Genomic DNA, 22,918 nt, shown 5'->3' on the forward strand with positions numbered 1-22,918 from the left:
GAAAGAGGAGGGTTGTCACATGAAAATTAAAGTGCGTAAGAATGAGAAGTTAACTCCAACTGCTAATGTTTATGGTGGGTAATGATGAGCGTGTATCCTACTGTGAAAGGGGGTTACCTCGATGAAGATTAAAGTACGTAAGAATGAGAAGCTTACTCCTACTGCTAATGTTTATGGCGGGTAATGGATATTTCTAATCACTTCTATTAGGGAAGTGGGACACTGAAACCTGTCCCCCCTGTCCCATCGGACGCTGAAATCTGTCCCTTGAAAGGAGGATTTGTGATGAAGATTAAAGTGCGCAAAAACGAGAAATTAACTCCAACAGTTATTCCATACGGCGGATAATCTACTAAACTACTGAATTTTACACATCAAAAAGGAAAGCGTAGCAGTTCAACTGTTTACGCAGCATCAGCTTACATTTTTCATTATATAAACAGAGGGTGACGGTTCTTGAGGTGTTTCCCCTCCCACATATTCTTACATATTGTGTGTTTGGGTGGGGGGTTAGCCCTCCAGTTGTCACCCTCTTTTTTTATTACATATAGACTTATTCCAAGGAGGATTAGTATGAATCCAGAGTTTAAGAAAACGTTTCGGCCTGTTATCCAGAAACCTGGGGCCATTGAAGTGGCGAACGGGAAAAATACGATTGAACTGGATGATGAGGATGGAAAGCTATATGCTTTGTTGAATTTATTAGACGGGAGTCGGTCGGTTACAGAGATTGCGCGGACTCTTGACATTCCACTGTCTGACATGATGGAGGCGTTAGAAGCATTGAACGAGCTTGGCTTCTTAGAATACAACTCCGCCCCATCCACCTATTCCCCTACTGAGCTTGAACGGTATCAAGCAAATCTTAATTACTTCTCAGGGTTTGCCTCTCTCCAAAAAAGTAAGTTTTCATATCAAGATGCATTGCGGGATGCGAAGGTAGCGGTCCTAGGATTGGGAGGCGGCTGTTTGACGGCCACCTATTTGGCTGGACTCGGAGTCGGTGAGATTGTTGGGGTTGATTTTGATACGATTTCGCGGACGAATTTGAACCGGCAGTTTTTGTATTGTGAGGATGATGTTGGGCGTTTGAAGTCTGAGGTAGCAGAGGAAAAGATTCGTCGGGTGAATCCTGAGGTAAAGGTGACGATGGTGAACAGGGAGATTCGTGGTTTCGAAGACTTGTTGGATATTTTAGAGGGCTGCGATGTCGCGGTTAGCATGATGGATCAGCCTGCTTTGATTAGTCACCGTTGGGTGAATGCGGCTTGCGTGAAGCTTGGTATTCCATATTATCGAGGAGGTTTTAGTAACCATTCGATGATTTGGGAGCGTTTTACGCCTGGCGGGGATGAACCTTGCTACGATTGTAAGTTGATAGATTTGTTGCAGAAGGGTCAGGAGGATGCGGTTTATCGGTTGAAGACCAATTACGGGCGGATTTTTTCAGGGGTGAATACGGGATTTGCTCCGAATGTGTCGATTTTGACTGGGTTGTATATTGCGGATGTTGTAAAATACATAACTGGTCATGCCCAACTATCTAAGCCGTTTATTGAGATGGATACGGCGACGATGGAGATGGTGTTGTCGGATCATGATTGTGAGAAGAAGGCTTGTTGCCCTACTTGCGGGGCTGGGGCTGGAGCTGAGTTGGATCGGATGGTTGGCTTGGATGAGTTGATTGAGATTGGATTGAGTGCGGAGGTTTTAGTTGATGAGCTTTGAGTTGAGTTTGAAGTCTGTGGTGGATTGTCGGCATTTGAGTGTGCAGCCGGATGGAGATGAGTTTTCTGTTGGCGATCCCTATTTGGGTGAGTTTATTCGGGTGCCTGAGGTTGCGGTTGATGTCGTGCGGTTGTTTGATGGGCGGCGGACGGTTGAGGATGTACATAGGTTGATGCTGGAGAAGTATGAAGAAGAAGTGGACGTGTTGGATTTTGCGGTGACACTGCTTGAGTGTGATTTGATTTATAGTGTGGATGGTGCGGTGGTGCATCCGGAGGTTCGGCGCGAGGCTAGTGAAGGTCTGTATAGGTTGGGGCGGTTTTTTTATAGCCGTGTGATGATGGGTGTGTATGTGGTGGCTGCTGTGGTCGCGGTGGTGATGATGGTTATGCGACCGGAGTTGTTTCCGGCGTTTCGAGATGTGTTTGTGTATGAGTCAGTTGGGTTTAGTGCGTTGAATATTTTGGTTGTGACGGCTGCGTTGACGGTGTTGCACGAGGTTGGGCATTTGTTGGCGGCGTCGGCTTGTAGGGTGAATTCTCGGATTCGGTTGAATTTGCGGTTGATTTTTTTGGTGGCGGAGACGGATATGACCGGGTTGTGGGGCGTGGAGAAGAAGAAGCGCTATGTACCATTTATGGCCGGGATGATGTGGGATGGTTTGGTGATTGCGGTGTGTTTGGGGGTTCAGTGGTTTGGTGTTGGAGGTCCGGTGGTTGAGGCGTATGCCGCGATGGTTGTGTTCATTTGTATGATGAATGTGTTGTGGCAGTTTGTTGTGTTTTTCCGGACAGATCTGTATTTTGTGTTGAGTAATTGGAAGAATACGTCTGCGTTGCATCAGCATAGTATGTTGTATTTGCGGCGTAGGGTGTTGGGCAAGCAGGAGGATGCGTGGGATGAGTTGCCGGAGCATGAACGGAAGAATGCGACTTGGTTTGGGATGTTGTATGGCGTGGGTGCTGTGGTGGCGATTGGCGTGTTTGCGTACTTCCAGATTCCGCCGCTCGTGTATGGGGTGAATTTAGCTGTTGGGAATATGATTGGGCATCCGGTTGGGAGCTTTGTGTTCTGGGATGGTGCGATTGTGTTGATGGTGTTAGCGGTGAATGGCGTGCTGTGGCTGCTTGGATTGCGGACGAATGTGCGGGAGCGCAGGCGGATGCGGGAGCAGCAAGGGGCTGTGGCTTGAGTTGTTGGACCTGTCACTTGGGTGATGGGTCTTTGTTTTTTTACTGTAAGGTGGGTCAAGTGTTTGGGCACGGAACTCGATTTCCCTATAGAACCAAGTAACCGGCTTTTTGTTAATTTAAGTGCCGGCTGTGGGGTTACTGTCATTTTTTCGGAAGTTAGCCTCTTGTTTTCGGAACTTGTGGGATGTTTTTCAGAAGTTCGTGCTGTTTTTTCAGAACTCACGAGGCTTTTTTCAGAACTTGTCTTATCTTTTTCAGAAGTTAGGCGAGCTTTTTCAGAACTTGAGGATGGTTTTTCGGAACTTACACGCTCGGAGTTTTTATATCACATCGAACACGCACCCAAATGGCGGAACAGGGGATCTGTTACGTCATTCTCCCCCTCCACCACCGTCTCCTCCGTTGTCTCCAAAGAAATCTCCGCTAGAGTCACGAGCGCTGGAGTTATGGTTGTCAGTGTCGTCGATGAAATAGCCTTTTTTGTAGAGACTGCCAGCTACGGCAACGGCTATACCAACAAGGACTACTATAATCACAATACCACCCATTTAACCCTTGTTTCTACTTAAGTGAATTTTACCATAAATTGGACTTATCTGAGTTTTGGGGGGGGTTTTTTATTAATTTAAGTGCCGGTTTTGGGTGTGGTAGAAGGAGATATCGGGGGCTATCGGAAACTTCGGGGCTTCTATCGGAAAAGAATAGAGTTCTATCGGAAACTTTTTGCCTTTATCGGAAACTATGAGTCTTCTATCGGAAGTATTCGTGCCTCTATCGGAAACAATAGACAGCCTATCGGACATTATTTCGGGTCTATCGGAAATTTCTTTAACCACAGCACAAAAACAGCCGGCTTTTTATTAAATAAAATCCGGTTGTTGGTGGGACAGTGAAACCTGTCCCCTATGTCCCTAGTTGTGAATCCGTGGGTAAGGCAATAGAATGGAAGTAACAGGAAATCACTGAGGGGGATTGGATGAGGTATCTTTGGTTAATCGGCGTAGTGGTTGTTTTGTTAAGTGGCTGTGGACCATTTAAAGTTTCGGAAGATTGTGCTTGTGTCGGTGTATTGAGAGTGAATGGGGATAACTATACTGAAGGTAGTGGCGAGTATACACCGGGTGAATTGGTTGGAAAAGTGAAGGAAAGGGTAGATCCGAGTGACGACATTATAGTTGGCAACTTTAGATCTGATACTTTAGAGGTAGAGACTGAGATTTATCAGGCGGTTGAAGATGAGTCTGTGTTGCTTGCGAAGATTAGTGATGATGAGTATGAGGTTTTTATTAAGGAGTGAAGCAGTGGGACAGGGTTCCTGTCCCTGCTGTCCCATCATTAACTAAAAGCCGGTTATTGGTTGAGTGGGACAGCAAACCCCCCTTCTGTCCCAGCAAAACCCCCGTGTCCGGTGTCATCATTGTAAGTGGTTTTTCATACTATAAAGGTGGGGTGAAAAAAATGCCGAGAGTTAAATATCGTGATTCGGACGTTGCGTTGATGGCGAGGATGATGAGGGCGGAAGCCGAGGGTGAAGGTCAGCAAGGAATGCTGTATGTTGGAAATATCATTGTGAATCGAGCTATAGTCGATTGTTTAGACTTTAAAGATGTAAGAACTATTAACGATGTAATTTTTCATGTACAAGGTGGAAATTATTCCTTTGAAGCTGTTCAAAAAGGGAATGTGTTTTATCAAAGAGCGAGAGAGGTTGAGAAGAGATTGGCCAAAAAGAATTTGGATTATTGGAGACAACATCCAGCCAAATATTCTCTTTGGTACTTTAATCCATACGCTCCATGCCCACCAACATGGTACGGCCAACCTTTTGCTGGTCAATTTAAGGATCATTGTTTTTATGAACCGAAACCTGGAACATGCCCTAGTGTATATTTGTAAGGCCGAGCTTACTCGCTTTGAGTAAGCTTTTTTTGATGGGACAAGGGGACAGGTTTAGTGTCCCAGTGTGGTAGAATGAGATTATTAGGGAGAATTCATGGGGGTATATGGGTGAAGAAAATTGGATTGGTCTTTTTGGTGGTCCTGTTGTTAAGTGGTTGTAGCTTTATGGATAATCAGAGGAAATGCGGATGTGGAGAACCTGAAGAGGAAAGTTTGATAGAAAGTTAAAAACAGTGGGAGTCCCCACTGTTTTATTTATGTTTATTGAAAAGCCGGCTGGTTGTTTGTGGGACAGGTAAACCTGTCCCCTCTGTCCCAACACCAGTGGGACAGCAAACCTGTCCCTACTGTCCCGTTTGGAGCAGGTCCTGCAGGCTTTCTCGGTTTTTGGTTAGGTCTTCGAGTGTGTATTCGTCTAGGACTGCGAAGAATGCTTGGAGTGCTTTGTTGAGGACTCCTTTTAGTCTGCATACGTCTTGGAGGACACAGGTGAATTGGCCGTCTTGGAAGCATTCTACGACGTGGAAGTCTTCTTCGGTATGACGGACGACGTTTCCGATGTTGATGTCTTTTGGCTCCCTTGCCAAGCGCAGTCCACCGTTACGTCCTCGAATGGTTTCGACGAATCCCCATTTTCCGAGGGCATGCGTTACCTTCATTAAGTGGTTTTTGGAGATATCATACGTGTCCGCAATTTGCTGGATGCTACTTAGTTCGTTTTTCGGTGTCGTTGCTAGATACATCAGTACACGTAATGAGTAATCTGAAAACTGTGTAAGCTTCATGGGAATTCGCCTCCTTGTTCCGTTCATTTTCCTTAAATTAGATTAACACAGTGGGAAGAAAATTAGTATGGAGTTGCACCGATTGGAGATAATTTTTAATGGAGATTGTCCTTCACGATTTTTGTGAGGGGCTTTTTTTATTCACTGGGACTTTGGGTCTTACTTTTTCCGTTCATACCTATTTGTGACCTTTTTCACAATTTCGTCAAGAAGTTTTGTCAGATTTGTTAAAGAGGTATTTTTGATATATCTTTTATCACACAGCCGTGCAAAGATATATTTATGATACATCTTAAAAAACAAACTCTGAGGTGACCTATATGTTAAACCAAAAAACTATCGATATTATCAAATCTACTGCTCCTGTTTTGGAGGTTCACGGAACTACGATTACGAAACGATTCTATGAAATGATGTTCACCGCACATCCTGAACTATTGAATATTTTTAACCACGCGAATCAAAGAAAAGGTAGACAGCAACAGTCATTGGCGAATACCGTTTATGCTGCTGCTGTTCATATTGATCGTTTGGAAGAGATTATTCCGGTTGTGAAGCAGATTGCTCACAAGCACCGTAGCTTAGGAATCAAGCCTGAGCACTATCCGATTGTTGGAGAGAATTTGCTAGCTGCGATTAAGGATGTTTTAGGCGATGCAGCGACGGATGAGATTATTGGGGCGTGGGCTGAGGCTTACGGTGTGATTGCGGATGCGTTTATCGGTGTTGAGAAGGAAATGTATGAAGAAGCGAAGGCGGCTGATGGTGGCTGGGATGACTTCCGCAAGTTTTCAGTTGCGAAAAAGGTTGTGGAAAGTGATGAGATTACTTCCTTCTATTTAAAGGCGACTGATGGTGGTCCGATTTCTACTTTTGTGCCGGGTCAATATATTAGTGTGAAGCTTGAGATTGAGGGCGAAGAGTATACGCATATTCGTCAGTACAGCTTGAGTGACGCGCCTGGTAAGGATTATTACCGCATTAGTGTGAAGCGTGAAGTTGGCGGTGAGGTTCCGGATGGTGTCGTGACGAATTATCTACATGACAAGGTTGCGGAGGGCGATGAAGTGTTGGTTAGTGCGCCAGCTGGTGATTTTGTGGTGGATATGGATTCTTCGGAGCCGATTGTGTTACTTGCTGGTGGGGTTGGTGTGACGCCATTGATGAGTATGATGAATCATGTGATGGAGACGCAACCGGAGCGTGAGATTGTGATGATTAACGCGGTGCGTAATGGTGATGTGCATGCGTTTAGGGACAATATTTTAGCTAAGAATTTGGAGCATCCGGCGTTGCATTACTATGCTTGCTACAGTGCGCCAACGGATGCGGATCGTGAAGCTGGCCGTTATCATCGTGAAGGCTTTGTGACGAAGGAATGGTTGGAGCAAGTGGTGCCTGATGTGAAGGGTAGCCAGTATTACTTCTGTGGTCCAGAAGGGTTCATGAAGCACGTGTTTGCGACGTTGAAGGATATGGGCGTTGCAGATGAGAAGATTCGATTTGAGTTTTTTGGTCCGGCGATGGATATTCAGAAGGTTGAGGTTGAATCGAAGTAACGGTTAGGGTGAAGACCGAGGCTTGTGGGCCTTGGTCTTTTTTTATAGCCGGATTTTTGTTAATTAAGGGCCGGTTGTTGTGGGGAGTGCAGTGGAAATTGGGGGTTTTTCGGAACTTTTGGGTTTGAATTCAGAACTCGTGCTCACTGATTCGGAACTAATGGTTACTTTTTCAGAACTCGGGATCATCTTTTCAGAACTCAGGAGGCATTTTTCAGAACTCAAGCGACTGTTTTCAGAACTCAGCACTCTTTATTCAGAACTCAGCCCCTCTCGGCCGGGACAGCAAACCTGTCCCCCTTGTCCCACCCCTGTCCCACGAAAAAAAACCGACCTCCATTAAATGAAAGGCCGGTTTTGGGTCGAGTGGGACAGTGAAACCTGTCCCCCTGTCCCTAGTGCAGCGGTTTTTGGTCCCAGTCTTCACCGTCGATACCTAGTTCGTTGAGTTCGTGCAGTTCGTCGATGTAGAGCTTTTTTTGTGCTAGGTCGATGATGTTGTCGATGTCTTGTTTGTTGTAGTTGTGATCGACTAGTTCTTCGTCGAAGGCTGAATGGTAGATGAGCGCTGCGTACCGAAATTCTTTTTCAGTTGCTGGGCGCATTAAGTCTACTTTTTTTTTAGCGTGTCGATCCAGAATTTGGCCTCGGCTTTACATGAGAAGTCAATTTCTCGGCCGACTTCTTTTTCGAGCGCCTCTAGTTCTTCGATTTGTTCTTGAGTTGGCTCTTCGGATAGAACCTTCTCTAGTGTTTCGTTAATTTTATCTGCCAGCATTTGATGAAATTCAGGAGACGATTTCACCTCATGGCTAAGTTTTTGATACCAGGAAGCGTTGTTTTCGATATATGTACGCCATTCTTTTACAAAGTCAGGCAAGCTGTAGAGCTTTTCGCTCCATTCGATGTTTGCCATGTATTGTTCAAAGGCTGTTGTGATAGATTTTGTTATACTAATTTTCACTCCTGGAGTTAGTTCACTTTTCATGTTTGAGAAAAGACCTCCTACAATTTTCAGAAATCAATCCGTTCATATTATTTTACATTATCATAATCTTTTGCATTTTTCCAAGAAAAATGTCGAAACCCGCCTCATGTGAAGATGTACCTTCCTATTATACGCATTTATCACTAAATTAGCCAAGAGAAAAGAGAATCCCCAGAATATGGGGATTCTCCTTATAAGACTAATTTTGATTGAACGTAGTGATATAACAGTTTCGTTGTATTCTCAATAGAGTCACGATGTGTACGCTCCATTGCATGAGACGAGTCAATTCCTGGCCCGATTAAGCCGTGGACGATGTCGTGACCGGAGCGAATCGCAGCTGATGCATCTGAACCATAGTACGGATAGATATCAAGCTTGTACCCAATTCCATTTTCCTCTGCGATTTTGACTAAATTTTTGCGCAATTCATAGTGGTATGGTCCACTTGCATCTTTCACACAGATGGAGACGGTGTATTCATCGGTAGACTGGCCATCACCCATGGCTCCCATGTCTACAGCTAAGTATTCAACGGTTTCTGGTGTGATATTGGAGTTCCCACCATAACCGATTTCTTCGTTATTAGAGATTAAAAAGTGCGTTGTATACGGAAGTTCAGTGTTGTCCTGTTTAAGTTGTTTGATTAACTGAAGTAAGATGGAGACGCTTGCCTTGTCGTCGAGGTGACGGGATTTAATGAACCCGCTCTCGGTTGTTTGAACGCGTGGATCGAAGGATACAAAGTCACCCACTTCAATTCCAAGAGCTCGTACATCATCCGCATTATGTACCACTTCATCAATCCGGACTTCCATGTTCTTTTGGTTACGTTCAGCTGTTCCCGCATCCTTATAAACATGAATGGAAGTTTGATGCATGAGGATGGTTCCGGTGTATTTTTTCCCCGAGCTTGTTTCGATTTGGCAATACTCGCCTTCAATGGAGTTATATCGGAATCCTCCAATTAGATCAAGACGCAGTCTCCCGCTCGGCTTAATTTCTTTCACGATTGCTCCCAGAGTATCCACATGAGCTGTTAGCATGCGGTGATTCTCTGTATCTTTTCCAGGTAGGGTCGCAATCAGACCGCCTTTTCGGTTTCGGTATGTTTCAACTCCAACCTCTGTTAAAAATTTTTCCACATATGTTATCACTTCATTTGTGTTCCCAGAAGGACTTGGGATGGACACAATTTGTTGCAACAATTGAATTGTTTCGTCTGTATTCGGATATGCCATGTAAAATCTCCTTTTTTCCCAATAAAGATAGAAATCCCATATTACTATTATACCTTTCTGGAAGGATTATGTAATAGACCTTCGTTGGAATTTTTTTAACATTCTTGACAGGATTCGGGACTATCGAACCACAGGAAGAAGGACAGGTCCACCATTTGGCCTGTCCTTCTTCCTTAGAAATTCATTATTGATTGTTGTTATCGTCGTCGTCAGTAGGATCTAGGTCGTTCAGTGGGCCTTCTTCTTCGCCTACTTCACCATTGTCATCCCCAAGGTCACCCATGTCGCCGTTGCCGTTACCATTACCCATGTCACCGTTTTGCCCGTTGTCATCGATGACACCATCATCTTCTTCGATGTTTCCATTACCATTCATGCCGTTATCTCCGTTGTCATCGATAACGCCACCATCGTCCTCAATTACATCATCTTCTGGAGGTGGTTCTTGGTCATTGTTACATCCAGTTAAGAGCATACCGACTAAAAGTGAACCACTAAGTAGTGATAAAAGCTTTTTGTTCATTGTAAAAAGCCCCTTTCGTGAATTTCATTTTGGACTTCGACCTCACTTGGGTCTCGAAGTTATATTGCCCAAACCGAAAGAAATCTTGCATGCATTTTATATTTTTTTGTGAAAAGGTTGTATGTTCGACTCATAGGTCAGCGCTGACTCCTTCTCTGTTTACACCGTATGGAGTGGTGTAAAACATAAATTGGACAAGTTGGTACCTTTGGGGGAGATTTTGTAAATGTTGTGATGGGGTTTTTACTGAACTGTAAAACTGTGGGGGGCGAAATTACCAGGATTTTTGGGGTGGATGTGGGGAGAATAAGTTTAATGTGTGGTGGTAGCCGGGGTTGGTTCATTTTTGGGTAAAACTTGAGGGTTAAATTATGAATTTAGTGCCGGTTGGCCATTGGTAGCTGGATTTTTTTGTTTAATGGAAGGGCCGGTTTTGGGGGTTGGTGCTCGGAATTGGTTGGCTATCGGAAATTTTGGTCGTGCTATCGGAAAATTGGGCCAGGCTATCAGAAAACTTCAAACTTCTATCAGAAACTTTGGACACCAGCTTTTCCTTTAGAAATGGCTTCTTCCAAGATTGGCTGTAGTCGGTGCCTTTCGTGCAATCTTTTCCTTAATTTTTCCTCGACTAGGGTTTGCAGAGGGTATGTTCTTTTTTTAATAAATATTGTTATCAACTCCTTTGCATGTTACTATTCTCCTTCCCCTTCAAAATTCCTGCAAACAAAAAGGACCATGACGGCCCTTTATTGTTTCGATAAACCTATTCCCGCTAGGATCCAGGCAATTCCGTACACGCCCCCAATGAGCAAGCCACCTAGAAGTGCGTTGTGATTGTAGACTACGGTCATGGAGAGAATGACGGCTGGGACAGTTAGAAGAAAGAGGTAGGAGCTAGTTCTGGAGACAATAGTGGTACGGCAAAGCGCAAGGCCCATGGGAAGTGCACCTAGGTACATTATGAGGTTGCTGATTCCGGTTAATGGGTTGATGGTGTCTACTAAAGATGTGATGTTAAAAAGTCCAATCAGAAGAAACATGACATTGCCCAGACCAAAAAGCAGCTGGCCGATCACGCTGATGTAGAAACCGGTTTTCCACAAACCACCCATTGCCACAAAATTGAGACCTCTCATCCCGAGGAAAATACACCACATGGCCACAATCAGCATGGAGACGTTCACATAGTAGGCTGGGTTGGAAACATCATGGAGTATGGCGTCGCCTCCGTCTGTCAGATCAAGAAACCCTTGCCAGAGTGTGTTCGCGGTTAAAAGCGCGCCACCTACCACGCTGCCAATCGCCGCTTGGTTAAGCTTCGGTTCAGGATTCATCTCATCCCCCCTAAACAGTGTTACTTTATTTTATTTATTGTTGCGAGATGTACTGCCCTACTATTTTTCGTGGGTTACCCTAGCATAATAAATGCCACCCCTAAAATGACCACTACTGCTGAGAGTACCGTAAAGCGAGTGATTGTTTCTGTTTTTTTCAAGATGATGACGCTAAGCAGGATGGTTAGTAGAGGTTCGATGGCTGCGATGGTTGCAACGATGGACACTTGCATGATACTAATGGCGATGAAAAAGGAGCCCACACCCATTGATGTGCAGACGCCCGCCACATAGTACCAGCGGTTTTCTAGTTTGAAGCAATTTTTTATAAAAGATGGAAAGGCTTTTGGACCGTTTGTGTAGATTTCTTCCCCTGTTGCGAAGAAGAGTGTTACGATTGCGCTCATGAGTGCTCCGAAATAAGGGTCTGGTATTTCCTCCATGCCTGGTGAACGAACGGCGAGGCCAACTCCGAACAGAGTGGCTGATGCGATGGCGAAAAAATAGCCGTGTAATGCAGAGCCGCTGTTCGGTGTCCCCGCGGTTTCGCGGAACATGGCGAGACCCTGTAGGAGAATTCCGATGATGACGATGATGACACCAATTAACGCGTTGGTGGACATGGATTCATGCAGGAAAAAGAATGCGACGAGTAGTGTGAAGATGGGTGAACTGTTTTTGATGGCAGATCCCCGAGACGGTCCGATGGATTGAAAGCTGATATATAAAGTTTTTCGGCCGAGAAAGGTTGTGAGGAAACCTGCTGCGATGAAGATGAGAGTTCCGGTAGTTGTGATGGGTGCTGGGTCGGTTGCTGTGAGCCGGTAGATGATGTCGATGACTGCGAAAAGCAGAAGGTTGACCAATGATGTAATCCAGATTGAATAGCGAAGTGTGGATTGGTCGAGTGCTTTTTTGGCTACTATATTTCCTGCTGCAAAACTCAAGCCTGATAATACGGCAAATGCTATACCCATAAAGACGCCCCCTAAACGTCATTCCCTACTTCTTATACATACGTTAGTATTGGAGAATGGCAACCCTGAAAAATATGAAAAGCGATTCCCTCATCCCATTTGTCGTGGAGGAATCGCTTTTTGTGTTTGTTTTGAAGTCTTTTTTGAGCTTCTTTTTTTGTTTTGGTTGTGCGTTCATGTGTACTGAAATCAGTTTGTGCGCTTCTTAGGAGCGTCATGTCTCGACCCGTGGTGCGCTGGATATGGTCGCGTTTCTTACGCGCTTTGCTTTTCGCCATGTTGGCCACCTCGCTATTGTTAGTTTTTACCTTTTTATTATAGCATGTTTTTGGGTTGGGTGTGTGAGTGTTTTTTTTTGTGGGTGGTAGCCGGGGGTTTTGTTAATTGGGAGGGCCGGTTGTTGGGGGTGAGAGGGTAATTTGGGATGGGAATCGGGATTATTAGGGGGGCTATGGGAATTTTGGGCGGTTCTATCGGAAACTTTGGCTTGCCTATTAGAAATTTTGGCCGGGCTATCGGAAATTTTGGTGGCCCTATCGGAAACTATGGCTTGCCTATCGGAAATTTCAGTGGCCCTATCGGAAACTTTGGCACGCCTATCGGAAATTTCGACGGCTCTATCGGAAACTTTGGCGCGCCTATCGGAAATTTAACCTCGCCAGCCCCGGTAATCTCCAAAACAAAAAGAGCACCCGCCACACGGATACTCTCCCAACCTCTATGTATACAAAATCCAGCCAGTGGGACAAGGTTCCTGTCCCCTCTGTCCCAGCGCGCCACCCACAGGGGCGCTTAGTCCTTTTTGTCTCCCAGCGCGAACATGATTTCTACTTCACATGCGACTTCGCCGTCGACGGTTGCGACTCCTTTTCCTTTTCCGATGGAGCCACGGAAGCGGACCATTTCTACTTCTAGGCGGAGTTGGTCACCTGGTACGACTTGGCGCTTGAAGCGGCAGTTGTCGATGCCTGCGAAGAATGCGAGGCGACCACGGTTTTCTTCTTTTTTCAGCATGGCCACCGCTCCAACTTGAGCTAGTGCTTCCACGATTAGTACGCCCGGCATAACTGGGTACTCTGGAAAGTGCCCGTTGAAGAAGTCTTCGTTTGCTGATACGTTTTTATAGCCTACCGCTCTTTTTCCCTCTTCTACTTCTGTGATGCGGTCAACGAGTAGAAACGGGTAGCGGTGGGGGATGATTTCTTTGATTTCTTCAATTTTTAACATACTTTGCCCTCCTCAAGGAAACTGAATTACGGCTTTTTAATGAGATCAATGATGTGCTGCCATGTAGACCATTTTAGCGCATCACTAGGATTCCCATCTCCAACGACTCCATACCCGACCATTAGGCCAACTGCTACACAGCCAACAATAAGAAGGAGCACGATGATGATACGAAGCCATAGCGGAATCAGACGGATGCGAATTTTACCTTCTGATTTACTACTCTGCTTCGCTTGTTGTTTTTCCTGTCTCTCAAGCCTTCTTCTCGTTTTCCGTTCTTCCCTTGTGGTGGTTTCCTGTGTTTTTTCTACCATATCCATTCTAAAACTCCTTTATAGCAAGGTTGTTTTAAAAGGCGAACCTTCCAAACTTTAACCTATCTTATTCCGTTCACAAGACCCAACATTTGATCTGAAATGGAGATCGCGCGCGACTGGAATTGATATGCACGTTGAACCTGCAATAATTCCGTCATCTCAACACCCATGTCTACGTTTGATTGCTCCAGGGTTCCTTGTTGGAGGGCAACCGCTTCACGAATTGGTGTTAGGATTTCCTCAATTGCCACACCTAATGCACCAAGGTTCTCCGGTAAAGCGATTAAGTTTCCACCTTGTTGCTCCATGAGCTGAGGACGGTTGATTTGAACAACGCCAAGGTTCCACACTTGCTCACCGTTATCGGTGTTTACTCGAACCTGTCCAGTTGGGGAGACACTCACTTCATTCGGAACTCCATTTACAATAATGGGTGCTTCGTTTTCATCTAATAGTGCATGCCCTTCACTTGTTACGAGCATGCTTTGAGTTTCGTTGAGAGGTGTCCAGCTTAGGTTACCATCTCGTGTATATTGAATCTCGCCTTCATTTTGTCCGGCAACTAGTACTGAAAAATATTGTCCCTCTGTTGTAAAAGCAAGGTCTAAGTCACGACCCGTTGACACAATGTTTCCTTGTTTTGAAACCATTTGGGATTGGACCACACCCGCTCCTGCTCCAAGGCGGATTCCATTCGGTGTATTTCGTCCCACTTCAAACTGTCCGTGAGGTTGATTGTTGAATTGTTGTGCTAGTAACTCGGTAAACGTTGATTCACGGCGTTTATAACCATTGGTCGAAACGTTGGCCATGTTATGGCTAATTGTATCCATTTTTTGTTGAAGCTGCGCCATTGTGTTCGCAGCTGTGATCATGGAGCGACTCATGGGCTTTCCCCCTAATCATTTTTATGTATAAGCGGATTTTTTCGAAAAAATTCCTATCCGATTCGTCCGATTTCATTTACAGCTTTGTCCATGCTCCGGTCATAAGCTTGAAGGATTTTCTGATTCGCTTCGAATGAGCGATAAGCTGATAGTAGCTCCGTCATTGTTTTGGCCGAATCCACATTGGATTGTTCGAGTGAACCTTGGTGGATGCCAAACTCAACACCCTCTTGTCCATACGCTAATGGCAGGGCTCCATCCTCTGTTCGGAATAATCCATTTCCATCTCTCATTAAAAGGTTTGGATCTTGAGCATAAGAGATTCCAAGACGGTTGGTAATATCGCTATTTTGTCGAAGGAATCCGTCTTCCGTTACTTGGAAGTTTGCATCGTTCACTTGGATTCGCTGGCCTTCGTCATTAAGCACAAAGTATCCGTGACCTGTTGTTAAAAAGCCTTCGGGATCAACGGTAAAATTCCCGTTTCGGCTGTAGTAAGTTTCGCCACTTGGGTGTTCGATGTTAAAGAATACAGAGCCTGCTTGTCCATCAACTTCAGGCATTACGCGGTTGGTCAGAGCAAAATCAGTTTGAATGCTCGTATCTCTAAGTGGACCTTGGATAAAATTCGGTGTCATTTCCTGTACATAAACACCCGTGTTAACCGCGCCAACTGGCCCTTGATTTGGCAACCGGAGGCCTTTTTCAGTAGGAACGTAATTGCCTGGCATCTTGCTGAGCAAAATATCCGGGAACGCACGTAACGACGCTTGATCCGCTTTAAACCCAGGCGTATTCACATTCGCCATATTATTCGTTAACATATCCGTGCGTCTTTGCTGTGCAATCATCCCTGTAGCCGCTGTATAAAACCCTTTAAACATCGTGTCCACCTCAATTTCTCATTAAAACTAGTAAACTAGTTCCATCCGTACAAAAGTCTTTCCTACTATTATAGTACATTTTTCATCAAGAAACATAAGAATTTCTGGCTATTTTGACAAATTTTGCGGGATTGGGGTGGTTTGGGGCGGTGGGACAGAGGGGACAGGAACCTCTGTCCCACCTCTGTCCCGCAGTGATGAAAATGTGGATTATAGTTTGGTTTGAGGATTTTGAGGGTTTTGGTAGCCGGGGTTTTGTTAATTAAGGGCCGGTTTTTAGGGGGAGAGGTTGGACACTTGGGGTTTTTCAGAACTTGGTCAATGGAATTCAGAACTCGCGTTACTTTTTTCGGAACTCACTCACCCTTATTCAGAACTCGCGTCACTTATTTCAGAACTCAACCAACCTAATTCAGAACTCGCGTCACCTTTTTCAGAACTCAACCAACCTAATTCGGAACACGCGTCACCTTTTTCAGAACTCAACCAACCTAATTCAGAACTCGCGTTACTTTTTTCAGAACTTACTCACCATAATTCAGAACTCGCCTCAAAAGCTATTTTCTGAAACTGGCAATTACCTAAAGTAACTACGATAACCTAAAAAAAGATGGGACAAGGTTCCTGTCCCCCTTGTCCCACTAGCGGAACACTCCCGACAGTCCTTCGTAAGTTTCTTTTGCTTCAGATAAAATGTTCTCTATCACTTCCGCCACAGTCGGGATATCATCAATCAACCCAATCGTCTGCCCGAGTGCAATGACTCCTTTGCTCACATCTCCTGACTGGAGGAGGTCTTGGTACGCCTCTCCGCGCAGGTACGGGAAGATTTCTTCGAAGGTTGCACCCTTCCATTCCATTTCGGCTACTCTCATTGAAGTCTCTGATTTCATAACTCGCGCAGGTTTCCCCAATGAACGTTTGACAATGACCGTGTCGTTTTCCGTGAGTTCGGGTAACCTCGACTTAATGTCCGGGTGCAGGGCCACCTCTTGCGTCGCTAGGAATCGGGTACCCATTTGCACTGCTCCTGCTCCTAGTGAGAGAGCAGCTAACAAAGAACGGCCTGTTGAGAAACCACCAGCTGCAATGACTGGAATTCCAAGTTCCCGAACTGCTTTTTGCACTAGGGTCAGGGACGTAACTTCTTCTCGCCCAGGGTGTCCGCCACATTCATAGCCGACCATAACAATCGCGTCCGCACCCATGGCTTCTGCTTTTTTCGCGAAACGGATAGAGGGTACAACGTGAACCCATTTCACTCCATTTTCTTTAAAAGCAGGTACGAATTTTTCGGGGTTCGCCCCAGAAGTAAAGATAATCGGAACTTTTGCTGCCAATGCAGCTTCCACGTATACCTCCATCGGCTGACGAATCCCGATCGCAATGTTCACGCCGAACGGGTTACTGGTCATCTGTCTTGTTTTTTCAATATCCTGTAGAAACTCAGTTGGAGAATCATAGCTTCCTGCGGTAATCAGACCGAGGCCCCCTGCGTTACTTACTGCCGAAACAAGTGGTGATGTTCCTAATCCCTGCAGCCCACCTTGGATAATCGGGTATTTTATATTTAAGAGTTTAGTAATCGTCGTTTCAAACATAATTGCCCTCCTGATAGAAAATGAATCGTCATTCATTTATATTCGGTAGTGAGACACCTTAATCCTTTATTTTTTGTAAATGAATATAAAAAGAGCCCAGGGATTGATGACCCGAGCTCTTCAAAGTGTTTATTTTATAAAAGCCAAAGTAATAACCCCGGAATAACAACCGCCACCGCCACCGGAATAGTCTGAATCAGTGTAATACTCGATGTTGTTAGCGACATGGATTGGAGTGGATTGGGTGCTTCTGAAAAGAGAAGGTCACCGACTCGGTCCATGGGTGTTTTTTGTGCTGGGAAATCTGGGACTGTTACATGAAATTGATCCATGAGATGTGAAAGTTCTTTTTCTTGATCAAATGGTTCTTTCGTTTCCACGGTCATCCACCTCCAATATTTTTTTCAGCTGTCCAATTGCATGATGTAAACGCGACTTCACGGTTCCCATAGGTATAGCCAGTACGTCTGCGATCTCTTCGTGCGTTAGCCGATGGTAGTAAGATAAAATGATGACGGCCCGGTGATCTTCTTTTAGCTTTTGTAAAGCGAAGCGCACATTGAGTTGGTCCACGATATCAATATCGCGGTGCTCCACGACCAGGAAAGGAAGGATTTTTTTTAGTTTGGCCCTTCGCTTCATCTTGTTAATCATTTTATTATAGGCAATTTGAAATAAGTAGGTTTTAAATGAAGCTTTTTGCGCATCGTACTTGTCTTTATCCTTTTGGATTTGTAAAAATGTATCCTGTACCACATCGATGCTTAGTTGTTCTTCATTGGTAAAACGGTATATAAATTGGTATAACGGCCCTCGGTACTGCTGATAGATCCACTCGAAGGCCGCCTCATCCCCCTGTTGAAACGCCTCTACATAGGCTCTATTTGTGTTCGAGCTCATGACTCCACCGCTCTTTAATTCCTTTGATCGTAATCGCCGTTCGGCTAATTAACCAACCGAAAGTGATTGTTGTAAACACAAATGCTTGATGCATGAAAAACTGCACGTAAGGATTCTCCACGTTTTCACCACTGGATACAAGAATGACGAGTACCAGAAAACAAGCGAATGAATAAACAGCAGCTATCGTATTGATCGTATCCCACCGCGTCCATCTGAAATAAATTTCTGTCTTCTGAAAATCCACTTTTCCATTTGGCTTATTGACGACCTTTCTCTGAAGTGAAATAATAACCCCCGCAAATACAATAGATAAAATTGCAACAACAATGGAACTAACAATCCAACCTGAAGCCATGTGTGACACCCTTTCCCTTTGTTCTTTTACTTCTTATACAATTGAAGACGGGGTTTGGTTCAAAGTTTTTTAAAAGTTTTTTAGAAATTGTGAAATAGGATGATTTTAGTGGTGATTCTTCTGGGTAGGGGCAGTATGTTCTCTGATAGGATAGTCTTTTTTTCCGATAGCACACGCACCTTTTCCGATAGACGCCTCTTCTTTTCCGATAGACGCCCCATCTTTTCCGATAGCACTCGCACCTTTTCCGATAGACGCCTCTTCTTTTCCGATAACACTCGCACCTTTTCCGATAGACGCCTCTTCTTTTCCGATAACACTCGCACCTTTTCCGATAGACGCCTCATCTTTTCCGATAGCACTCGCACCTTTTCCGATAGACGCCTCTTCTTTTCCGATAGCACACGCACCTTTTCCGATAGACGCCTCATCTTTTCCGATAGCACACGCACTTTTTCCGATAGACGCCTCATCTTTTCCGATAGCACTAGCACCTTTTCCGATAGACGCCTCATCTTTTCCGATAGCACACGCACTTTTTCCGATAGACGTCTCATCTTTTCCGATAGCACACGCACTTTTTCCGATAGACGTCTCATCTTTTCCGATAGCACTCACACTTTTTCCGATAGCCACCCACTCTCTGCCGATACCGGTTCACAAATATGCAATCTAACAGTTATTCAGCGATTACCCCCATAATCCAACCACAAAAAAACAGCAGAACCCCTCATCCTGCTGTCATTTCTTCCGCGCTGTTTGTTTACTTTTGATTTCTCCAACCCATTTGGACTGGAAGTAGTACCAGAAGACAATAGAGTATAGAAGGAATACAACAAAAATACCCCCGACATATCTTCCAATTTCCTCAGCAAGGAAAGGCATGCTCAGGATCAGGACTGCTGACGTCAATAGGTAAATGAAGAGGGCGTTGGCTGCCCTTTTATCGTTCGTGACACTTTCCTTTAACTTACCTAGGAGGAATAAATTTCCGGTTACTTTTGTGAAGATGGCACTAATTAAGAAGAATGCACCCAGTGCGTACGCGACGTTGAAAAACCAAGCTGGTATAAACATATTCGTCTCCTTATAGAAGAAACGGCCACCTCCATTGAGGTGCCGTTTCGTTTCATTTCGTTTTTATCCTAATTTTTTACGTGGGATGCGGCCCATTGTTTCAAGCATGATCCCTGTACCGATTGCTACACAATCCATTGGGTTTTCAGCCACTAGAACTGGAACTTTTAATTCGTTTGCAAGCAGGACATCGAATCCATGAAGAAGTGCTCCACCGCCTGTTAAGATGACACCACGGTCGATGATGTCTGCAGACAATTCAGGTGGCGTTCTTTCTAGGACACTCTTTGCTGCTTGGACGATGACATCCACTGATTCACGAAGAGCATCTGCAATTTCGTCGGATGTGATGGTAATTGTTCTTGGAAGTCCGGAAACCATGTCTCGTCCACGGATGTCCATTGATTCCTTACGAGAACCTTCCACAACCGTTGCGATTTGCAATTTAATATCTTCTGCTGTTCTTTCACCGATTAACAGCTTGTACTTACGTTTAATGTAGTTCAAAATGTCAGAGTCAAACTTGTCTCCAGCCATTTTAATAGAAGAAGAAGTTACGATGTCACCCATAGAAAGGACGGCCACATCTGTTGTTCCTCCACCGATATCTACAACCATGTTACCACTTGGTTGGAAGATATCCATTCCAGCACCGATTGCTGCCACTTTTGGCTCCTCTGCAAGCTCAACGTTCTTTCCGCCACTTTTTTCTGCAGCTTCTCTGATCGCCTTTTGCTCAACAGATGTAATGTTAGTTGGACAACAAATTAAGATTCTTGGCTTTGATAAAACACCTTTAACGTTTAATTTATGTATAAAATGCTTTAACATCGCTTCTGTTACATCAAAGTCCGCGATTACACCGTCTTTTAATGGACGAATCGCAACGATATTTCCAGGTGTACGCCCCACCATTCGACGGGCTTCTTCACCCACTGCTAATACTTTGTTTGTATTTTTATCAATGGCCACAACTGATGGCTCATTTAATACAATTCCTTTTCCTTTTACGTGTATTAGAACGTTCGCCGTTCCAAGGTCAATCCCAATATCCCTAGCAAACATAGCTCCCCAAATCCTCCTAACAACATTTACTAAACGCACCTTATCTTTCTAATTGTCTATTTTACCATAAAACGTATGACATAAGACATAGAAACATGGGAAATTTGACAAATTTTATATATTTCCGGGGAAATTTGTCGAATGGTTGAGGAATGTTGTTAGTTCTGGAGCGATGGATTGTAAATGAGGTAGCGTTATGGAGGCATTTCATTACATAAAAAATGCCCGAGCACTCACTCTCGGGCAGGCATTTCCTATGGTCGATGTGGGAATTCTCCGTCTAGTGCAATGATGAAGTTGAGACCTACATACGGTTGACGGTTATTGTGAGGCTGATTTCCGCCTGTAAGTCCTATGTTTTGAATGTTCATTTGCACATCCGGTGCAGTGGTTGAATACAAAGAGGATGAACCTCTACCTAAGTTTGACCAGGATGCTTCACTTGGATTACTCGTCGTAGGTGAAGAACTAGCTTTCGCATAGTGGTTATGATAGGGCATTTGTTGAGTAGTGATGGTAACGGTATTTGCTCCACCTCTATAACCTAATTGCCTAGGAGTTAATCCCGATCCACTTCCAGCATGCATAGGAGCTCTTCCCCTGAAATCCGGGAGCGCGAAAGTTGTTTTCCCGTCACCTCCATAAGTAACTCCTAATAATGAAAATAATGCAGTATTCTGTGAAATTGGGATGAGCTGTCCTTCACAAAAGGCCCAGCCCCTTGGAGCAAAATTCCCGGCAAACAATCTGATTTCCCCAATAAATTGGTCCATGTTAATCCCTCCTAATTCCTCGACGGAAATATTCCCTGTAGCGCAATACAATAATTTACTACTGTGTAAGGTTGTCTATTTTCATGTGGCGATCCATCACCGGTTGCGGATAGTGAGTTTGATGACATAGGTGTAGTTGGGGTTGCGGCAAATGGTTTCGTTGAAGATGCTGTCCAGACATTGTTGGTCAATATTGGAGTATTGGGCTCCCCATTTGATCCTGAGACAGTATGATTATGTGCTGGTATTTCTGAAACGGTTAAGGTATGTCTCTCTTCCCCTCCCATTTCACCCAGTCTAGTAGACTGTTGATCAGGGTGTACTGGAACTCTTCCATTTAAGTTCGGTAGACAAAAGGTGGTTTGCCCATTTCCACCATAGGTTGTTCCTAACAGGGCATAAAGCGCTTGGTTTTGTGCAATCGATAATGTCTGACCGTTGCATTGCGCCCAGCCTCTTGGCGCGTACGGTATAGAAAATGCTCTTACTTCTCCAAGAAATGGTTCTGACATGGTTAATTCCTCCTTTTAATTACTAATTCTGTGGCGGGTATACACCCCAGAGACAAATAATATAGTTTACAGCGAGTGATGGCATCAGATTGTCATGTGGTTGCCCTCCACCAACACTGCCAATTATTTGTGGATGCAATGTATTACTAGGATTCGCATCCGCTGAATATTGTTGATTTTTTGTGGCCCATGTTGCATCTTGAGGACTACCTAAATCCCCAGAATTAGGGCTCGCCATGACTTGGTGACTATGAGGTGGTAAATGAGTCGGTGAAAGAGTAACAGACTCAGTTCCTCCTCTTTCCCCTAGTGTGTATATGGTTCCGAATGTGCTTTGACCTTGATGAATCGGTAGCCGACCTCGCAAATCTGGAAGAGCAAAGTTTGTTTGGCCATCTCCTCCGTAAGTTGTACCGATGAGACTAAATAGAAGTTCATTTTCTGAGATTGATAAGAGTTGTCCATCACAAAAGGCCCATCCTACTGGTGCAAAATTCCCTCCAAAAATCCTAATTTCTCCAACGTAAGCTTCCATTTCATTCCACCCTTTTCCTTATTCCGCCCTAAGCGGTGTTGCGGCTTTTCCATTGCATTTTAATATATGGGACTTCTTCCTTAGCTAGTACAAATCCAAGTGTTTTATAGAATCTAATAGCGTGCGTATTTTCATAAAATACTTGGAGAGTAATGGATTCATATTTTTCCATGAGCGAAAGGAGAACTCTCCTTCCAATCCCTTTTGATCGGTGAGATGGTATAACAAAGACGTCCACCAAGTGAAGATTCTTGTCCCCCGCACTCATCATGAAGTGCCCGACCTTTTCACCCTTATCGAGCAAAATGTAGGTTTCTAGGTTGGGAAACTGACTTCGGTAGGCTGCTTGTCTTGTTTTAAATTGCATATGCAGAAACGTCATTTTTTCTGTCGTACTCCAAGGGAAATAAGAAACTTCAGCCCATCTTGTCTCCACAAAGTTATCAAATAAAAATAACTTATCCTCTTGCCCTACACAGGTTCGTATTTTTACCTCCAACGGCGTCTCTCCTAAGTATAGTAAGGCCGACAAAGGGATTCCTTGTGCCGGCCCTA

30 protein-coding genes are annotated in these 22,918 nt (G+C 44.6%); 7 read left to right on the forward strand and 23 right to left on the reverse strand.

Going from position 1 to position 22,918, the window contains the following annotated elements; genetic code table 11:
* The first annotated feature begins 573 nt into the window (after positions 1 to 573).
* The 5 genes from ABDZ91_RS03725 (at position 574) to ABDZ91_RS03745 (ending at position 4,817) form a co-directional block, all read left to right on the forward strand.
* On the forward strand, positions 574 to 1,728 hold the full coding sequence (locus tag ABDZ91_RS03725; protein WP_343796485.1) for a ThiF family adenylyltransferase: 1,155 nt from the start codon (positions 574 to 576) through the stop codon (positions 1,726 to 1,728).
* Positions 1,715 to 2,920: a PqqD family protein gene (locus ABDZ91_RS03730; RefSeq protein ID WP_486203389.1), complete on the forward strand. Its 1,206-nt coding sequence runs from the start codon at positions 1,715 to 1,717 to the stop codon at positions 2,918 to 2,920. Before ABDZ91_RS03725 ends, ABDZ91_RS03730 begins: the two co-directional genes overlap by 14 nt.
* A 63-nt stretch (positions 2,921 to 2,983) precedes the next feature.
* Positions 2,984 to 3,490: a hypothetical protein gene (locus ABDZ91_RS03735; RefSeq protein ID WP_343796487.1), complete on the forward strand. Its 507-nt coding sequence runs from the start codon at positions 2,984 to 2,986 to the stop codon at positions 3,488 to 3,490.
* Between the two features lie 407 nt (positions 3,491 to 3,897).
* Positions 3,898 to 4,218 (forward strand): hypothetical protein, encoded by a 321-nt coding sequence (locus ABDZ91_RS03740; protein WP_343796489.1) that lies wholly within the window; start codon positions 3,898 to 3,900, stop codon positions 4,216 to 4,218.
* Between the two features lie 161 nt (positions 4,219 to 4,379).
* On the forward strand, positions 4,380 to 4,817 hold the full coding sequence (locus ABDZ91_RS03745) for a cell wall hydrolase (protein WP_343796491.1): 438 nt from the start codon (positions 4,380 to 4,382) through the stop codon (positions 4,815 to 4,817).
* 347 nt (positions 4,818 to 5,164) lie between these two features.
* Here the strand turns inward: ABDZ91_RS03745 and ABDZ91_RS03750 are convergent, their stop codons facing one another.
* On the reverse strand, positions 5,165 to 5,605 hold the full coding sequence (locus ABDZ91_RS03750) for an RrF2 family transcriptional regulator (RefSeq protein WP_343796493.1): 441 nt from the start codon (positions 5,603 to 5,605) through the stop codon (positions 5,165 to 5,167).
* Between the two features lie 320 nt (positions 5,606 to 5,925).
* On the opposite strand from ABDZ91_RS03750, the gene hmpA reads away from it, so the two are divergent.
* Positions 5,926 to 7,164 (forward strand): NO-inducible flavohemoprotein, encoded by a 1,239-nt coding sequence (gene hmpA, locus ABDZ91_RS03755; protein ID WP_343796495.1) that lies wholly within the window; start codon positions 5,926 to 5,928, stop codon positions 7,162 to 7,164.
* A 395-nt stretch (positions 7,165 to 7,559) separates the two neighbouring features.
* On the opposite strand, the gene ABDZ91_RS03760 is transcribed toward hmpA, so the two are convergent.
* From ABDZ91_RS03760 to ABDZ91_RS03810, 11 genes are all read right to left on the reverse strand, one after another.
* Positions 7,560 to 7,769: a hypothetical protein gene (locus ABDZ91_RS03760; protein ID WP_343796496.1), complete on the reverse strand. Its 210-nt coding sequence runs from the start codon at positions 7,767 to 7,769 to the stop codon at positions 7,560 to 7,562.
* A gap of 5 nt (positions 7,770 to 7,774) precedes the next feature.
* Positions 7,775 to 8,152, reverse strand: coding sequence for a hypothetical protein (locus tag ABDZ91_RS03765; RefSeq protein ID WP_343796497.1), 378 nt, complete (start codon positions 8,150 to 8,152; stop codon positions 7,775 to 7,777).
* A 191-nt stretch (positions 8,153 to 8,343) separates the two neighbouring features.
* Positions 8,344 to 9,393, reverse strand: coding sequence for a M42 family metallopeptidase (locus ABDZ91_RS03770; protein ID WP_343796499.1), 1,050 nt, complete (start codon positions 9,391 to 9,393; stop codon positions 8,344 to 8,346).
* A 184-nt stretch (positions 9,394 to 9,577) separates the two neighbouring features.
* A complete protein-coding gene (locus ABDZ91_RS03775) occupies positions 9,578 to 9,916 on the reverse strand; it encodes a hypothetical protein (RefSeq protein ID WP_343796501.1) in 339 nt (112 codons plus the stop codon).
* A gap of 746 nt (positions 9,917 to 10,662) precedes the next feature.
* On the reverse strand, positions 10,663 to 11,250 hold the full coding sequence (locus ABDZ91_RS03780) for a hypothetical protein (RefSeq protein WP_343796503.1): 588 nt from the start codon (positions 11,248 to 11,250) through the stop codon (positions 10,663 to 10,665).
* Positions 11,251 to 11,324: 74 nt separating this feature from the next.
* The gene (locus ABDZ91_RS03785) at positions 11,325 to 12,227 is read right to left on the reverse strand and encodes an EamA family transporter (protein WP_343796505.1); all 903 of its coding nucleotides are present in this window, start codon (positions 12,225 to 12,227) and stop codon (positions 11,325 to 11,327) included.
* Between the two features lie 32 nt (positions 12,228 to 12,259).
* Positions 12,260 to 12,505 carry a hypothetical protein gene (locus ABDZ91_RS03790; protein ID WP_343796507.1) on the reverse strand — a complete coding sequence of 82 codons (246 nt, stop codon included), beginning with the start codon at positions 12,503 to 12,505 and terminating at the stop codon, positions 12,260 to 12,262.
* 514 nt (positions 12,506 to 13,019) lie between these two features.
* Complete coding sequence (fabZ, locus tag ABDZ91_RS03795; protein WP_343796509.1) at positions 13,020 to 13,454, reverse strand: 3-hydroxyacyl-ACP dehydratase FabZ; 435 nt, start codon at positions 13,452 to 13,454, stop codon at positions 13,020 to 13,022.
* Between the two features lie 26 nt (positions 13,455 to 13,480).
* Positions 13,481 to 13,774 (reverse strand): DNA-directed RNA polymerase subunit beta, encoded by a 294-nt coding sequence (locus tag ABDZ91_RS03800; protein ID WP_343796511.1) that lies wholly within the window; start codon positions 13,772 to 13,774, stop codon positions 13,481 to 13,483.
* Between the two features lie 56 nt (positions 13,775 to 13,830).
* On the reverse strand, positions 13,831 to 14,658 hold the full coding sequence (locus ABDZ91_RS03805; protein WP_343796513.1) for a flagellar hook-basal body protein: 828 nt from the start codon (positions 14,656 to 14,658) through the stop codon (positions 13,831 to 13,833).
* Between the two features lie 53 nt (positions 14,659 to 14,711).
* Positions 14,712 to 15,542 (reverse strand): flagellar hook-basal body protein, encoded by an 831-nt coding sequence (locus ABDZ91_RS03810; protein ID WP_343796515.1) that lies wholly within the window; start codon positions 15,540 to 15,542, stop codon positions 14,712 to 14,714.
* A 289-nt stretch (positions 15,543 to 15,831) separates the two neighbouring features.
* Between ABDZ91_RS03810 and ABDZ91_RS03815 the strand changes: the two genes are divergently transcribed.
* Positions 15,832 to 16,110: a hypothetical protein gene (locus ABDZ91_RS03815; protein WP_343796517.1), complete on the forward strand. Its 279-nt coding sequence runs from the start codon at positions 15,832 to 15,834 to the stop codon at positions 16,108 to 16,110.
* A gap of 73 nt (positions 16,111 to 16,183) precedes the next feature.
* On the opposite strand, the gene ABDZ91_RS03820 is transcribed toward ABDZ91_RS03815, so the two are convergent.
* The 11 genes from ABDZ91_RS03820 to ABDZ91_RS03870 all read right to left on the reverse strand — a co-directional run bounded on the left by ABDZ91_RS03820 (position 16,184) and on the right by ABDZ91_RS03870 (position 22,862).
* Entirely contained in the window at positions 16,184 to 17,143 is a 960-nt protein-coding gene (locus ABDZ91_RS03820) for an NAD(P)H-dependent flavin oxidoreductase (RefSeq protein WP_343796519.1), read from the reverse strand.
* Positions 17,144 to 17,277: 134 nt separating this feature from the next.
* Positions 17,278 to 17,523, reverse strand: coding sequence for a hypothetical protein (locus ABDZ91_RS03825; protein WP_343796521.1), 246 nt, complete (start codon positions 17,521 to 17,523; stop codon positions 17,278 to 17,280).
* Positions 17,501 to 18,043 (reverse strand): RNA polymerase sigma factor, encoded by a 543-nt coding sequence (locus ABDZ91_RS03830; protein ID WP_343796523.1) that lies wholly within the window; start codon positions 18,041 to 18,043, stop codon positions 17,501 to 17,503. Before ABDZ91_RS03830 ends, ABDZ91_RS03825 begins: the two co-directional genes overlap by 23 nt.
* Positions 18,024 to 18,401 (reverse strand): hypothetical protein, encoded by a 378-nt coding sequence (locus ABDZ91_RS03835; RefSeq protein WP_343796525.1) that lies wholly within the window; start codon positions 18,399 to 18,401, stop codon positions 18,024 to 18,026. The genes ABDZ91_RS03830 and ABDZ91_RS03835 overlap by 20 nt, the downstream gene beginning before the upstream one ends.
* Positions 18,402 to 18,506: 105 nt before the next feature.
* Positions 18,507 to 19,019 carry a hypothetical protein gene (locus ABDZ91_RS03840; protein WP_343796526.1) on the reverse strand — a complete coding sequence of 171 codons (513 nt, stop codon included), beginning with the start codon at positions 19,017 to 19,019 and terminating at the stop codon, positions 18,507 to 18,509.
* A 123-nt stretch (positions 19,020 to 19,142) separates the two neighbouring features.
* Positions 19,143 to 19,478, reverse strand: coding sequence for a hypothetical protein (locus ABDZ91_RS03845; RefSeq protein WP_343796528.1), 336 nt, complete (start codon positions 19,476 to 19,478; stop codon positions 19,143 to 19,145).
* A gap of 63 nt (positions 19,479 to 19,541) precedes the next feature.
* The gene (mreB, locus tag ABDZ91_RS03850) at positions 19,542 to 20,543 is read right to left on the reverse strand and encodes a rod shape-determining protein (protein WP_343796530.1); all 1,002 of its coding nucleotides are present in this window, start codon (positions 20,541 to 20,543) and stop codon (positions 19,542 to 19,544) included.
* A gap of 254 nt (positions 20,544 to 20,797) precedes the next feature.
* Entirely contained in the window at positions 20,798 to 21,316 is a 519-nt protein-coding gene (locus ABDZ91_RS03855) for a phage tail protein (RefSeq protein ID WP_343796532.1), read from the reverse strand.
* Positions 21,317 to 21,327: 11 nt separating this feature from the next.
* Entirely contained in the window at positions 21,328 to 21,828 is a 501-nt protein-coding gene (locus ABDZ91_RS03860) for a phage tail protein (RefSeq protein WP_343796534.1), read from the reverse strand.
* Positions 21,829 to 21,850: 22 nt separating this feature from the next.
* Positions 21,851 to 22,363: a phage tail protein gene (locus ABDZ91_RS03865; RefSeq protein ID WP_343796536.1), complete on the reverse strand. Its 513-nt coding sequence runs from the start codon at positions 22,361 to 22,363 to the stop codon at positions 21,851 to 21,853.
* A 28-nt stretch (positions 22,364 to 22,391) separates the two neighbouring features.
* Positions 22,392 to 22,862, reverse strand: a complete 471-nt coding sequence (locus ABDZ91_RS03870) for a GNAT family N-acetyltransferase (RefSeq protein ID WP_343796538.1) — start codon at positions 22,860 to 22,862, stop codon at positions 22,392 to 22,394.
* Positions 22,863 to 22,918: the final 56 nt, after the last annotated feature.

It is taken from the genome of Bacillus carboniphilus (assembly GCF_039522365.1).
In the GTDB taxonomy this organism is placed as follows: Bacteria; Bacillota; Bacilli; order Bacillales; family JC228; genus Bacillus_BF; species Bacillus_BF carboniphilus.

What these genes read in the sequence shown, in the direction of transcription:
- ABDZ91_RS03775 (WP_343796501.1), bottom strand. Translation starts at nt 9,916, where the DNA reads ATGAACAAAAAGCTTTTATCACTACTTAGTGGTTCACTTTTAGTCGGT.
- ABDZ91_RS03740 (WP_343796489.1), top strand. Translation starts at nt 3,898, where the DNA reads ATGAGGTATCTTTGGTTAATCGGCGTAGTGGTTGTTTTGTTAAGTGGC.
- ABDZ91_RS03760 (WP_343796496.1), bottom strand. Translation starts at nt 7,769, where the DNA reads ATGCGCCCAGCAACTGAAAAAGAATTTCGGTACGCAGCGCTCATCTAC.
- ABDZ91_RS03820 (WP_343796519.1), bottom strand. Translation starts at nt 17,143, where the DNA reads ATGTTTGAAACGACGATTACTAAACTCTTAAATATAAAATACCCGATT.
- ABDZ91_RS03805 (WP_343796513.1), bottom strand. Translation starts at nt 14,658, where the DNA reads ATGAGTCGCTCCATGATCACAGCTGCGAACACAATGGCGCAGCTTCAA.
- ABDZ91_RS03790 (WP_343796507.1), bottom strand. Translation starts at nt 12,505, where the DNA reads ATGGCGAAAAGCAAAGCGCGTAAGAAACGCGACCATATCCAGCGCACC.
- fabZ (WP_343796509.1), bottom strand. Translation starts at nt 13,454, where the DNA reads ATGTTAAAAATTGAAGAAATCAAAGAAATCATCCCCCACCGCTACCCG.
- ABDZ91_RS03865 (WP_343796536.1), bottom strand. Translation starts at nt 22,363, where the DNA reads ATGGAAGCTTACGTTGGAGAAATTAGGATTTTTGGAGGGAATTTTGCA.
- ABDZ91_RS03780 (WP_343796503.1), bottom strand. Translation starts at nt 11,250, where the DNA reads ATGAATCCTGAACCGAAGCTTAACCAAGCGGCGATTGGCAGCGTGGTA.
- mreB (WP_343796530.1), bottom strand. Translation starts at nt 20,543, where the DNA reads ATGTTTGCTAGGGATATTGGGATTGACCTTGGAACGGCGAACGTTCTA.
- ABDZ91_RS03770 (WP_343796499.1), bottom strand. Translation starts at nt 9,393, where the DNA reads ATGGCATATCCGAATACAGACGAAACAATTCAATTGTTGCAACAAATT.
- ABDZ91_RS03855 (WP_343796532.1), bottom strand. Translation starts at nt 21,316, where the DNA reads ATGGACCAATTTATTGGGGAAATCAGATTGTTTGCCGGGAATTTTGCT.
- ABDZ91_RS03765 (WP_343796497.1), bottom strand. Translation starts at nt 8,152, where the DNA reads ATGAAAAGTGAACTAACTCCAGGAGTGAAAATTAGTATAACAAAATCT.
- ABDZ91_RS03745 (WP_343796491.1), top strand. Translation starts at nt 4,380, where the DNA reads ATGCCGAGAGTTAAATATCGTGATTCGGACGTTGCGTTGATGGCGAGG.
- ABDZ91_RS03830 (WP_343796523.1), bottom strand. Translation starts at nt 18,043, where the DNA reads ATGAGCTCGAACACAAATAGAGCCTATGTAGAGGCGTTTCAACAGGGG.
- ABDZ91_RS03810 (WP_343796515.1), bottom strand. Translation starts at nt 15,542, where the DNA reads ATGTTTAAAGGGTTTTATACAGCGGCTACAGGGATGATTGCACAGCAA.
- ABDZ91_RS03800 (WP_343796511.1), bottom strand. Translation starts at nt 13,774, where the DNA reads ATGGATATGGTAGAAAAAACACAGGAAACCACCACAAGGGAAGAACGG.
- ABDZ91_RS03750 (WP_343796493.1), bottom strand. Translation starts at nt 5,605, where the DNA reads ATGAAGCTTACACAGTTTTCAGATTACTCATTACGTGTACTGATGTAT.
- ABDZ91_RS03845 (WP_343796528.1), bottom strand. Translation starts at nt 19,478, where the DNA reads ATGTTTATACCAGCTTGGTTTTTCAACGTCGCGTACGCACTGGGTGCA.
- ABDZ91_RS03835 (WP_343796525.1), bottom strand. Translation starts at nt 18,401, where the DNA reads ATGGCTTCAGGTTGGATTGTTAGTTCCATTGTTGTTGCAATTTTATCT.
- ABDZ91_RS03860 (WP_343796534.1), bottom strand. Translation starts at nt 21,828, where the DNA reads ATGTCAGAACCATTTCTTGGAGAAGTAAGAGCATTTTCTATACCGTAC.
- hmpA (WP_343796495.1), top strand. Translation starts at nt 5,926, where the DNA reads ATGTTAAACCAAAAAACTATCGATATTATCAAATCTACTGCTCCTGTT.
- ABDZ91_RS03785 (WP_343796505.1), bottom strand. Translation starts at nt 12,227, where the DNA reads ATGGGTATAGCATTTGCCGTATTATCAGGCTTGAGTTTTGCAGCAGGA.
- ABDZ91_RS03725 (WP_343796485.1), top strand. Translation starts at nt 574, where the DNA reads ATGAATCCAGAGTTTAAGAAAACGTTTCGGCCTGTTATCCAGAAACCT.